11 protein-coding genes are annotated in these 12674 nt (G+C 46.8%); 2 read left to right on the top strand and 9 right to left on the bottom strand.

Translation table 11 applies throughout. The features are described 5' to 3' along the window. The first annotated feature begins 8 nt into the window (after positions 1-8). Positions 9-1874 carry an LTA synthase family protein gene (locus IQ294_RS01720; protein ID WP_203332290.1) on the top strand — a complete coding sequence of 622 codons (1866 nt, stop codon included), beginning with the start codon at positions 9-11 and terminating at the stop codon, positions 1872-1874. 53 nt (positions 1875-1927) lie between these two features. Here IQ294_RS01720 and galU (IQ294_RS01715) read toward each other — a convergent pair whose 3' ends face one another. The 8 genes from galU (IQ294_RS01715) to IQ294_RS01680 all read right to left on the bottom strand — a co-directional run bounded on the left by galU (IQ294_RS01715) (position 1928) and on the right by IQ294_RS01680 (position 10198). Then, positions 1928-2806, bottom strand: coding sequence for a UTP--glucose-1-phosphate uridylyltransferase GalU (galU, locus tag IQ294_RS01715; RefSeq protein WP_203332289.1), 879 nt, complete (start codon positions 2804-2806; stop codon positions 1928-1930). A gap of 738 nt (positions 2807-3544) precedes the next feature. Next, positions 3545-4495: a ribose-phosphate diphosphokinase gene (locus tag IQ294_RS01710; RefSeq protein WP_203332288.1), complete on the bottom strand. Its 951-nt coding sequence runs from the start codon at positions 4493-4495 to the stop codon at positions 3545-3547. Positions 4496-4735: 240 nt separating this feature from the next. Beyond that, entirely contained in the window at positions 4736-4888 is a 153-nt protein-coding gene (locus tag IQ294_RS01705; protein WP_203332287.1) for a hypothetical protein, read from the bottom strand. A 78-nt stretch (positions 4889-4966) separates the two neighbouring features. Beyond that, positions 4967-5368, bottom strand: coding sequence for a hypothetical protein (locus IQ294_RS01700; protein WP_203332286.1), 402 nt, complete (start codon positions 5366-5368; stop codon positions 4967-4969). A 593-nt stretch (positions 5369-5961) separates the two neighbouring features. Next, a complete protein-coding gene (locus IQ294_RS01695; RefSeq protein ID WP_203332285.1) occupies positions 5962-6783 on the bottom strand; it encodes an alpha/beta fold hydrolase in 822 nt (273 codons plus the stop codon). Between the two features lie 162 nt (positions 6784-6945). After that, the gene (gene thrB / locus IQ294_RS01690; RefSeq protein ID WP_203332284.1) at positions 6946-7851 is read right to left on the bottom strand and encodes a homoserine kinase; all 906 of its coding nucleotides are present in this window, start codon (positions 7849-7851) and stop codon (positions 6946-6948) included. Continuing rightward, entirely contained in the window at positions 7848-8909 is a 1062-nt protein-coding gene (gene thrC / locus IQ294_RS01685; protein WP_203332283.1) for a threonine synthase, read from the bottom strand. Before thrC ends, thrB begins: the two co-directional genes overlap by 4 nt. After that, positions 8906-10198: a homoserine dehydrogenase gene (locus IQ294_RS01680; protein WP_203332282.1), complete on the bottom strand. Its 1293-nt coding sequence runs from the start codon at positions 10196-10198 to the stop codon at positions 8906-8908. The genes thrC and IQ294_RS01680 overlap by 4 nt, the downstream gene beginning before the upstream one ends. A gap of 124 nt (positions 10199-10322) precedes the next feature. Between IQ294_RS01680 and IQ294_RS01675 the strand changes: the two genes are divergently transcribed. Further along, the gene (locus tag IQ294_RS01675; protein ID WP_203332281.1) at positions 10323-11687 is read left to right on the top strand and encodes an aspartate kinase; all 1365 of its coding nucleotides are present in this window, start codon (positions 10323-10325) and stop codon (positions 11685-11687) included. 62 nt (positions 11688-11749) lie between these two features. Here IQ294_RS01675 and galU (IQ294_RS01670) read toward each other — a convergent pair whose 3' ends face one another. Beyond that, positions 11750-12631, bottom strand: a complete 882-nt coding sequence (gene galU / locus IQ294_RS01670; protein ID WP_203332280.1) for a UTP--glucose-1-phosphate uridylyltransferase GalU — start codon at positions 12629-12631, stop codon at positions 11750-11752. Positions 12632-12674 lie beyond the last annotated feature (43 nt).

Genomic DNA, 12674 nt, shown 5'->3' with positions numbered 1-12674 from the left:
TGATTGGGATGAAAATCAAATGGAGCTATAAACCCGTGCTGGTAATGGTTGCCACCATGGTTTATTTTTATTTACTGATAAATGGTATTGAAACCTATTTAAACGAAAGTTATGAAGAACGGGCTCTTTGGCGAAGCGAAAATAAAGAAGCCTTTTTCTTTAACTATATGATTGTTTTCAGTCTATTCATCGTATTATTAGGTATATTCAATCGCTATTTCATAAGTTTCTTACTAACGAATGTAATCGTATTTCTCCTTGCCGTATTCAGCTTTTATAAATTCAGCTTTCTTGGAGAGTTCTTATACCCTTGGGACTTGATGCTTTATAATAATGTACTGAATTTATTGCCTAATCTTTACGATGCCATAAATATGACACAGGTAATCATCGTGTTTATTTCTGTCCTAATTATTATTTCCGCCTTTTCCGCATTTCTCATCGTAAAGAAACCGAAGCGATGGATACGATTGAACCTTTGGGTGCGAATGCTTTTTGTAGTTCTCGGAACCGGTTATTTAAGTATTTTCATCTTCTACCGCTCAATTCCTGAAGCGGAAGCTACCCTGAAAGAAGCAGGCGTCACGAACATGACATTCGACCAAAGCCGCAATTACAAGACAAATGGTTTCCTTCTGACGTTTTTGTTGAATATGCAGAGTGCTATAGTTTTGGCGCCAAGAGGTTACAATGAAAATAATATCTTGGAAATTGTAGATGATCTGCAAGAGATGGAGCAGGATTATGAGGTCAGAGAAAGTTTGGAACAGCCGAATATCATCGTCATCATGAGTGAATCCTTTTGGGATCCTACTTTAATCGAAGGAATGCAGTTCACTGCAGATCCAATGCCGACTGTAAGAGAATTGCAGAAAGGCCAAGTTCTGTCGCCTACTTTTGGTGGAGGCACCAGCAATGTGGAATTCGAAGTATTGACCGGCTTTTCCAACATGTTCCTCCCGCCAGGCTCAGTCCCATACCAGCAATATATCAAGGATTCACTTCCAGCCATGCCAAACTACCTGAATAGCCTCGGTTACCGAACAACAGCAATCCACCCTTATCCTAAATGGTTCTGGAATAGGGAGGAAGTTTACAAACATCTTGGTTTCGACAAATTCATTGACATTGATGGTTTTGAGAACCCTGTCTATAAAGGTCCGTTTGTCTCGGATCAACAAGTGACAGAAACTATCATAGAAGAAATCGAGGCAAGCACAGAGCCAAGTTTCATCTATGCCGTTACTATGCAAAACCATACAGGCTATGAAGCAGATAAGTACGAGGATTATACTGTAGAAACAGTAATGCCTGAAGGAGTCAAACCAGTTTTCGATCCGTTGATCCGCGCTTATTCACAAGGAGTCGTGGATGCAGATGCAGCGCTGAAGAGTTTAATAGAGCATTATGAAACCTCGAATGAACCGACAGTCGTTGTCTTTTTCGGAGACCATCTGCCAGCGATCGGCCATGACTATGCTTTCTTCAAACAGACTGGCTATGTACCGGATGGTGCCGGAGAAACGAATTGGGGGCTCGAGGATCAGCTGAAAATGAAAACTACACCGCTGGCGGTCTGGACTAATTACGATGCCGAAATCCCAGAGCTCGGAACCATTAGCACGTCTTTCCTTTCCCCTCTAATATTAGATGTAGCAGGGATCGACAAGCCGCTCTACCATTATATTCTTGAAGATTTCAAATCCCAAATGCCGGGCTACACGAACGCCATCAAACTTGACGTTGCCGGTAATCTTTACAAAGTCACACCAGACGACGTAGAAGCGACGAAACGCATGTATGAACTGATACAGTATGATCTGCTCTTCGGAGAACAATACTCGCTGGAAAAATTATTCAGTAGCTCTAAGTAAAAATAGAGGAAAATCCCTTGCACATTGAGCCAAAAAGCTCGTGCAAGGGATTTTCATTTTTGAATTTCGGCATCCTGAAGCTTTTCTTTAAACAACTCCAACAACTTATCTCTAAGCTCCGGGCGCTTAAGTGCAAATTCTATGGTAGTTTCGATAAAGCCAAATTTCTCACCCACATCAAAACGCTGGCCATCGAATTCATAAGCATAAACAGACTGGAGTTCATTTAACTTCTGGATGGCGTCAGTCAGCTGGATCTCTCCCCCTGCTCCGATCTGATGTTCACCAAGAAGGTCAAAAATCTCAGGGTTCAATATGTATCTTCCCATGATTGCGTAATTGGAAGGAGCAGTGCCCACTGGAGGCTTCTCCACAAATTTATTGACTTTGATTAATTTGCCATCCACTGTAACCGGATCAATGATACCATATCGATCTGTATCTTCATGAGAAACCTGCTGCACACCTATGATGCTATTACCTGTAATTTCATGCTGCTTCATCAACTGTGCTAAACAAGGTTCATCATTAACTACAATATCATCACCCAACAAGACAGCAAAAGGCTCATCTCCGATAAATTTACGGGCTGACCAGATTGCATGCCCCAAACCAAGCGGCTGTTTCTGACGGATATAATGGATCTCCACACTGGATGTTTGTAAAACAGAATCCAGCATATCAGTTTTCCCTTTTCTCAATAAGGTTTCTTCCAATTCAAAAGCGTGATCGAAATGATCTTCGATTGCCCGTTTACCTTTACCAGTCACGATAATGATATCCTCAATACCGGAAGCAATAGCTTCCTCAACAATATATTGGATAGTAGGCTTATCGACAATAGGAAGCATTTCTTTGGGCATCGCTTTGGTAGCCGGCAGGAATCGGGTCCCAAGCCCCGCAGCCGGAATTATCGCTTTTTTTATTTGCATCAATAACACCTTCTCTATTTTAATATTTTCGGTTCAAACTCTTTTTCACATTCTCTTGCACATTTTAATCTAACTGATTGTGTCCATTTTACTTTACCATATCCTGCTTAACTGCGGCACGCATAACCCTCTGACTAAAAGTATTTCAATGATAGAAATTTAAACTTCTTAAATAGAAAAAAGCCGGAAATCCTCAGATTTCTGGCGCAACAATCTTATATTGCTCTAACCAGGATTCGTTAGTCTTTCTATTTACTCGGCCATTGGTGAAGGAAAAAATAAGCCAGGATAGCGACTACGGCGATCAGCGAAAGGATCAGCATGGGAATCAGCGCAAATGTTGCTTCCATAATTACTCCTCCTCCTTTACCTTTATCATAAACCTGTTTACCGAAAATAGACATATATAAACCTGAATAATCAGTCTATTTAAGCGTTTTTTCTATATATGCTATAGAAGGAACTCAAATTTAAAACAGCATCACCGACTAATGAAAGTCTGCAGATACAATTTACTAAAAGAAACAATTTTACTTTGAACTTTGGCTTTTCAATCATTCTCTGAGTATCGCTGAATTATTCAATTGTCATCAGCTTTCGGTTTAAGATTTGCTTCTTCCCTACCACCTGCAGTCAACAAGTTTCACTTTATAAATCCATCACATACTCATACTATTGAAAACTAAAAAGCCGCAGCCAATTCCCCTGTTTGGGATGGCTGCGGCTAACACTCATGTTTTATTCAAATAAAGGGGTTACCGGCTTTTCGTTATGGACGTGTTCAATAGCTTCCGCCAACAATGCCGCAACTGAAAGTATCGTCAGTTTCTCGATGCGTTTTTCTTCAGGCACATGAATGGTGTTGGTGACGATCAATTCTGTGAGTGCCGAGTTTTCGAGTTTTTGAACCGCTTGGCCGGATAGGACGGCATGTGTACAGCAGGCATAGACCGCTTTCGCACCGTTTTCGATCAGCACATCGGCTGCTGCTGAAACAGTCACTGCCGTATCGACGATATCAACGATGATGATGACATTTTTGCCTTTGATATCTCCCACGATGTTCACCGTTTCAGGTTCATCCGGCTTCATCTGGCGCTTATCGATAAAGCCGATCGGCACATCCAGCTGGTCGGCCAGTTTCCGTGCTCTGCCCAGACCGCCATTATCTGGCGCAACGACAATTGCATCATCCAATGCCTTGTCCGTGAAATGCTTCGACAAAATCGTGCCGCCAAGTAATTGATCGACCGGCATATTGAAGAAACCTTGAAGCTGCGGTGCATGCAGATCCATCGTGATGATGTGGGTCGCCCCTGCTTTTTCCAGCATATTGGCCACCAGTTTTGCAGTGATCGGCTCACGGGATGCAGCTTTCCGGTCCTGTCGCGCATAACCGTAATACGGAATGACGACGTTGATCGAGTTTGCCGATGCCCGTTTCAATGCATCGATCATGATCAGCAGTTCCATGACATTTTCATTGCCAGGCTGTGAAGTCGACTGAATTAAAAAGACATCCGCTCCGCGGACACTTTCTTCAATGTTGATCTGTACTTCCCCGTCACTGAAACGGGTGATGGAGCTTTTTCCAAGCTGGCAGCCAAGGTGGTCCGCAATCTCTGCAGCAAGCTCTGGGTTGGAATTCAAGGTGAACAGCTTAAAGTTTTTTCGTAATTGATAAGACAATTGCCAGTCCCCCTCCGGTAGTTGGTTATGAAACCTGTCAGCTGATTGGTATATGATAAACTTTCCTGCACCATAATACTTTTCAGCAGTTACGTTAATGATACCGCGTCGCCGGCCCAATAGCCAACAGTTAGAGACACAATTCCTTACCGAAACGATATTTCCATTCTTCTAAATTTTCGTTGCAGAAAAAGAGCTGAATCGGTATACGGATTCAGCTCCTCAGAGACTATCGGACACTTATTTGGATTGTTTCGCAGCCGTCATGGACATGGACTGTGAAACCTTGTTCAATTTATATTGTTTATAGCCATTGATGAATTCCTTATACACCTGCAGGTAATTTTTAGGCATGGCATCGAATCTTTTTTCCTCTTTTGTGAAAACAGTCATTCTTTTCATCCTCCTCGGGTATAGTAAATCTTATAAAAAATCCGTAATTCAGCAGTTGGAACTCCAGCAAATGGATTTTCAGCCCAGCTTTGTAAGCGCTTTAAAAAGGCGTGCCTTGAAATCCTCGAAAGGCTCTCGCGTCTTCAGCTGCAGGCAGGACATGCCCCGCTCCATGCTCACTTGCTGCGAATAACTGGTTGGAAGCAAAATCGGATGATCGATCAAAGCCTGTATGAAAACCGGCAATTCTTCTGCCAGCAAAAAGACGATGGCCTCATTATCCCCTTCTCGCCCATCATGGAATAATCTCAAAGGAACTGAAATGTCCGTTGTCCCCCCATGCCTGTTCTCGCCAAAACCGCTAATTTTAAACATCCGCTTTTCTATTAATAGCTCGAACTCGGAACTTGGCTCCGCTTCAGCAGCTATAATTCCGATCGCCTTATCTTCTGTCATTACCTGGGGATCCGTGCCTGTCACTCCGCCCACTCCTTTTAACTGCCTGACTGACCCATTATTTATTTGTAATTACTATCACAAAATTCCAATGGCAACGAGCAAAAAATTATTAAGTAATAAACTTTTAAAACTACAATAAACCTATATGACAGCCCAAAAAATGTAAAGTACTTATAAAATACTCTTTTTATTCTGAAATCATACTATTTTTCTCCTATACTTTTGCGTTGTCAGACCTCTATTCATAAAACGTTAAATTTAAAATGGAAGACATTTCAAAATAATACAATAGTAAGAAGAGCAAGCATTCATTCGCTTTTTTGAAGCTGGTCCACCCTATGCCCAGCTTCACTTTTTATCAATCAAAGGAAAAATGCTGCAAAGGACCGCTATGTACCACTTCTTGTTAAAAGAAGCTTCTGATATAAACTAATTTTCGCGCAGCTTTACTTAAAAGTAGGATGAAATAATGTTTTTTCTAAAATTTTTTTCGCTAAATTTTTAAAAGTAACGTGGTTTTTGGGCTTACGATGTTCAGGTAAAAACAAAAAAACATGAAACCCCGATTTCATTTCTGAAATTACAGAGCTCCATGCTTATAAAATGCATGTATCTTATTCTTCTTTATTCAAAAACGTTTCAAGCAGCTCATTGAAACGATCCGGATGTTCCCAGAACATCAAATGGCCGCCGAGAATTTCCAGTTGAGAACCTGGCGCCGTCCGTTCCATAAAGGCACGCGCTGTTTCTCCCCAATGTTCGGCTGCGACAGTCAGTGCAGGAATCGAATTGTTCACCCGCTCCGCTTCCGCCCGGTAATCGGAAAACATCCCCGCTGCAAAAAGGTTGGCAGCCACATAATAAGGTGTCTTCATCGACTCCCCGACCAGCCAGTCCAATTCGGCCGCATCCAGTTCCCGCTGCACCATCACTTCAGTAGCATATTCGGTGATGAACGCCCGTTGCCCTGCCGGTGAACGAAGAGACGAAGTATAGGCACCTGCGATATCATCCAGCGAACCTTCGACCCAGTCGTTTTTATGGTCGATAGATAACGGCTTCGGCGACAAGTCGACTAGAACGGCCTTTTTCACATTTTCAAGACCGAATTGCCTTACATATTCCCAGACAGTCAGACAACCGAATGACCAGCCCAGCAGTGTCACATTCTTCAGGTCCAGTTCTTCCAACACTTTGGCTACATCCCGGGCGTGTGTTACGTAATCATTGCCCTGCAGCGAAATGGTCGATTTTCCCTGGCTGCGCGGATCGATCGCGACCACCCGATGCGTTTTCGAAAAATATTCGACTTGCTGGTGAAATACATCTGCCCCGAATGTCCAGCCAGGAATAAGCACAAGTGCATCCCCGCTCCCCGCATCTTTCACGGAAAGTTCAATACCAGGCGATACTTCGATGAATTTCTCTTTTGTCAATGGAACCACTCCTCACATAGTTGATGAAACGGCTTCTTAACACTGGATCCTCTATTTATAATGAATTCCTGCAAATTTCCGCATTCAGTTCTTATTCAATAGAAGCAGGGCATATTCCTCCTCGAGCAAAACAGTCCATGATTTTCCATAGACTGTCCTCCTTCAAATCACCTTTTCACTATATTTTATTCCTTTGCCAGCCGGTTTGGTCACCAGGCATCCGTAATGCGGGAAGCGTTTTTCCAGCAGTTCGGATAATCCATCTTCCCGGCCTGGTTCTACGGCGATGAATAGAGAGGGCCCTGCCCCGCTGATGGCTGACCCATAGGCACCGTTTTCCGTGCACAGTTCCCGGATATCATCAAAGTGCGGAAACCGGTTTTTGCGGTAAGGTTCGTGGAATTCATCCTTTTCCATCATCCGTCCTGCCGTTGTCCAGTCACCGCGCGCTGCTGCTGCCGAGAATACATTGGCCGCCGCGCTGCTCCGAACAGCCGAAGCATACAATAATTCACCGGGCAATAATCCCCTCGACTCGGAAGTCAGAAATTCTGACGGCGGCACGAGAATGATGACCCCAATATCCACTGCCGCTGTATGGCTGACAGTGAGCCCTTCCCCGTCCCAATAAGAAATCGTCAATCCTCCGAGCAGAGAGGCCGAAATATTATCCGGATGCCCTTCCAACTCCGTGCCGATTTCAAGCTTCTCCTGCATCGACAAGTCCAGGTCGAGCAGCCGATCGGCGATTTCAATTCCTGCCGCTATGGCGGATGCACTGCTGCCGAGGCCTCTGCCGAGCGGAATCTCCGTTTCGACTTCAAGTTTTACCGGCGGCACCTTTTTGCTGTAGCGGCTTGCGGTGAATTCTATGGTAGTGAACAATAAATTATCGGATCCGGCAGACAGGGAGCTATAATTTTCATCCAGATATTCAACCGATGGAACGGACGCTCCTGAGACATGCACAGTCAAGTAAAGGTCAAGCGCCAGACCAATTGAATCGAAGCCTGGACCTAAATTGGCAGTGGATGCCGGCACTTTTACCGAAAAGGCTTTACCGCTCATACCTCCACCCCTTTCTTTAACTCCTCCCAAAACCGCTCCATATCTTCCGGCATCAGCATCGCCTTCTGTTCATTGACGGAAATTGCCGTCTCCGGATCCTTCAGGCCATTGCCCGTCAACACCGCCACAACAGTCGCCCCTTTTGCGAGCAAGCCGTTTTCCACCTGCTTTTTGATCCCCGCAATTGAAGCACAGGATGCGGGCTCTGCGAAAACCCCTTCAGTTGATGCGAGCAGTTGATACGCTTCCAGAATTTCTTCATCCGTCGCCGCCAATATAGTTCCGGACGACTCCTCCAGTGCACCGAGTGCCAATTGCCAGCTCGCCGGGTTGCCGATGCGGATGGCTGTCGCTACAGTCTCGGGATTGTCGACGACTTTCTTATGGACGATCGGTGCCGCTCCTGCCGCCTGCACACCAAGAAGTTCCGGACGTTTCGTCCCCGTTCTCGCCGCATATTCACTGAACCCTTTCCAGGACGCAGAGATGTTGCCGGCATTGCCGACCGGCAGTGCGAAGATGTCCGGCACAGCCCCCAATTGGTCGATCACTTCGAACGCAATCGTTTTCTGCCCTTCCAGGCGATACGGATTGACCGAGTTCACGAGCGCGATGCCCGCTTCCTGTCCGACTTCCCTCACCATCCGCAGCGCTTCGTCGAAATTCCCTTTGATCTCCAGAATTTCAGCGCCGTACATTTTAGCCTGCGCCAATTTCCCGAGGGCGATGCGTCCTTCCGGGATGACGACGATCGTCCGCATGCCTGCCCGCGCACCGTATGCTGCAGCGGACGCGGAAGTATTGCCGGTGGATGCACAGATCAGCACCGTTTTGCCTTCTTCTTTCGCTTTCGCCACCGCCATCACCATGCCACGGTCTTTGAAAGAGCCTGTCGGATTTGCCCCTTCCAGTTTCGCATATAAGCGGATGCCCCATTCTGCGGATAATTTCTCCAGGTGGACCAGCGGCGTGTTTCCTTCCTGCAACGTGAGCGCCGGCGTTTTTTCTGTCACCGGCAGCCATTCTTTATATTGTTCGATCAGTCCTGGCCATCTCATGCTGATTCCTCCCCTTCAACGCGGTAATGGCTGATGATTTCAGCTATGCCTTCCAATTTTCCAATAACATTCAGATGCTGCTGCCTTGAAATCCGATGGGTCAATAAAATCAATTCTGCGTGGTCTCCAGTTTCTGACGGATGCTGCATGACCGACTGGAGGCTGGCATTTTGATGGCTGAAAATATTAGTGATACGGGCCAGCACGCCCACTTCATCCTTAATCAGCAGCCGGTAGAAATAGTTCGCATCACAATGGCTGTCCGGTTTGAGGACCCGTTCATGCTGCGGCGCATGGCCACGTTTGCCGTTGACTCCGAGCTGGAGATTGCGGCAGGCTGCCATAATATCCGATACGACCGATGTCGCGGTCGGCAGTGAACCGGCGCCGGGACCGTAAAGCATCGTTTCGCCTACTGCATCCCCGTGGATATAAACAGCGTTGAATTCGTTGTTGACTGATGCGAGCGGATGAGAATCCGGAAGCAAAACCGGCTCCACTGCCACTTCGATTCCGGCCTCATCCTTTTTGGAGGAGCCGAGCATTTTCATCGTATAGCCGAACTGAGCAGCGAGTTCCAAATCGCCGTCACGGATTTCCTTCATGCCGCGCACACGCACATCTGCAAGATCGACAACTGTCGAGTATGCCAAGGAAGACAGGATGACCATTTTCCGGGCAGCATCCAAACCGTCTACATCTGCAGACGGATCAGCTTCCGCATAGCCGAGTCGCGTCGCTTCAGCCAGCGCATCATCGTAAGTCATATTCTCCTTCTTCATTTTCGTCAGGATGAAGTTCGTCGTACCGTTGACGATGCCCATCAGACTGGTGATGCGGTCGGATGCTAGGCCATCCTGCAATGTCCGGATGATCGGAATGCCGCCAGCCACACTTGCTTCATAGAATAAGTCGCATTTCTGTTCATCAGCCAGTTTCATCAACTCATTGCCCGATTCCGCCATCACATCTTTATTGGCTGTCACGACTTGCTTACCGGATTTCAATGCCGCTTCAATCGCAGCTTCCGCTTCCTGGATGCCGCCCATCACTTCGACGATGATATCGATGGAAGGGTCATTCAGGATTTCATCTATATCAACAGTAAAGACGGAAGGATCAAGTGTGGTAATCCGCTCTTTGTTCTTATCTTTAATCAGCACTCTTTTGATGATCGCTTCTGCGCCTAATTTATGGTTCAAATCCTGCTGGTGCTGATGCAGAATTTTTGCGACTCCCTGACCGACTGTGCCAAACCCTAATAATCCGATTGAAATTGCATTTTTCATTGACGATCCCCCCTGTACTATGTACACTGTAAAAATACATTTGTTTTATGTACATGGACATTATAGTATTATATTAATCTTTAAACAACCCTTAAACAATTAATAAAAGATAGGATTTGATCTTATGAAGGTATGTAAATTCGGCGGCACTTCCGTAGCAAGTGCCCAGCAAATCCAAAAAGTGACGGCGATCATCCAAAGCGATCCAAGCCGCAGAATCGTCGTCGTCTCCGCTCCCGGCAAACGGTTCGTCGGGGATATCAAAGTGACGGACCTGCTGATCAGCCTTGGCCAGGCCGCACTTGCCGGCCAAGCGGTGGAAGCGCCGCTGAAGCGGGTGTGGGAACGCTATTCCGAAATTGCAGACGGATTGAATCTGGACGGTGCCATCCTTGATTCGATTAAAATCGACCTGCTGAACCGGCTGGCTGGGGATAAATCCAATGAAGAACTTTATATGGACTGCATCAAAGCGAGCGGTGAAGACAATTCGGCAAAGCTGATCGCCGCGTACTTCACTTCGCTCGGGATGAAAGCCGCTTATCTCAATCCGCAGGATGCCGGACTGGTCGTGAATGATCTGCCGGAACGGGCACAGGCGCTGCCGGAATCATATGAGCGGCTCGCGGCGCTAGAGGATTCTGAGACGATCCACGTATTCCCCGGATTTTTCGGCTACACGGCAGACGGCGTCCTGCGGACATTCGACCGCGGTGGATCGGATATCACCGGTTCCATATTGGCGGCAGCTGTAAAAGCCGATTTATACGAAAACTTCACGGACGTCGATTGTGTGTTTGCGGCGAACCCGCATATCATTCAAAATCCGGTTGAAATCGACTCCATGACATACCGGGAAATGCGCGAGCTCGCCTATGCGGGATTTGCCGTTTTTCATGACGAAGCCCTGATGCCTGCCTTCAAAGCATCCGTCCCTGTCTGCATCAAGAACACGAACCACCCTTCCGCTCCCGGCACGATGATAGTCGCGGAGCGCGATTACAGCCGGCGTCCGGTGACGGGAATTTCAGCCGACAGCGGTTTTTCCACCTTGTATGTGAGCAAGTATCTGATGAACCGGGAAATCGGTTTTGGCCGGAAACTGTTGCAGATTCTGGAAGATGACGAAATTTCGTATGAACATATTCCGTCCGGCATCGATAATTTATCCGTCATCATCCGCAGCCACCGGTTGACTCCCGAAAAAGAAGCGCGCATCACCGGCCGCATCAAATCCGAATTGCACGCCGACGAAGTCTATATCCGCAAAGATTTCTCCATGGTCGTGCTGGTCGGCGAAGGCATGAAACTGACGACGGGCCTAGCCGCCCGCGCTGCCACTGCCATCGCCCGGACCGGCGCCAATATCGAAATGATCAACCAGGGTTCATCCGAAGTCAGTCTGGTATTCGGCGTATTGAAACAGGATGAGACGAAAATCTTGCAGGAGTTATATAAGGAGTTTTTTGAAGCGGCGTTGGTGAATTGAACTTGTGGAGGATGGAAAAAGGTGCAGTGCGGGAGGATATCCGCATTGCACCTTTTGGGTTATTATTTATTTCTTTCTTCCTCATCCAGCTTCTCTCTGAACAACTGAAGCAACTGCCCTCTCAGCTCCGGACGCTTCAACGCAAACTCGATCGTCGTTTCAATGAACCCGAATTTTTCACCGACATCGAACCGGCGGCCATCGAATTCATAGGCGGAGACAGAATGCACTTCATTCAATTTTTGGATGGCATCGGTCAGTTGGATTTCTCCACCGGCACCCGGTTCCTGTTCAGCTAAAAACTTGAAGATTTCCGGCGTCAGCACATAGCGCCCCATAATGGCGTAATTTGAAGGAGCCGTTCCTGGCTCGGGTTTTTCCACGAATTTATTGACATCGATCAGTTTTCCATCAATCGCTCCCGGATCAATGATGCCGTAGCGCTGTGTATCTTCTTCCGATACCTGTTTGACGCCGATGACACTTTGGCCTGTTTTATTGAATTGATCCACCAATTGAAGAAGGCCAGGCTCCGCGTCATTCTCAACAATGTCATCGCCGAGTAGCACGGCAAAAGGTTCATCGCCGATAAATTTCCGCGCCGACCAGATGGCATGCCCCAAACCAAGCGGCTGCTTCTGGCGGATATAATGGATTTCGACGCTCGAGGTCTGTAAAACGGAATCCAGCATATCAGTCTTGCCTTTACGGAGCAAAGTTTCCTCCAATTCGAAAGCATGGTCGAAATGATCTTCAATAGCCCGCTTCCCTTTCCCGGTCACGATGATGATGTCTTCGATCCCGGACGCAATCGCTTCTTCCACTATGTATTGGATGGTCGGCTTATCCACAATCGGCAGCATTTCTTTCGGCATCGCTTTGGTCGCAGGCAGGAAACGGGTCCCGAGTCCCGCTGCCGGGATAATCGCTTTTTTCACTCTCATCTTGGGCACCTTCTTATCGTGATTATTGTTTGGTCTCTACTAC

The organism is Planococcus beigongshangi (assembly GCF_016820495.1).
GTDB lineage: Bacteria > Bacillota > Bacilli > Bacillales_A > Planococcaceae > Planococcus > Planococcus beigongshangi.
This window is presented reverse-complemented; position numbering and strand designations above follow the sequence as displayed.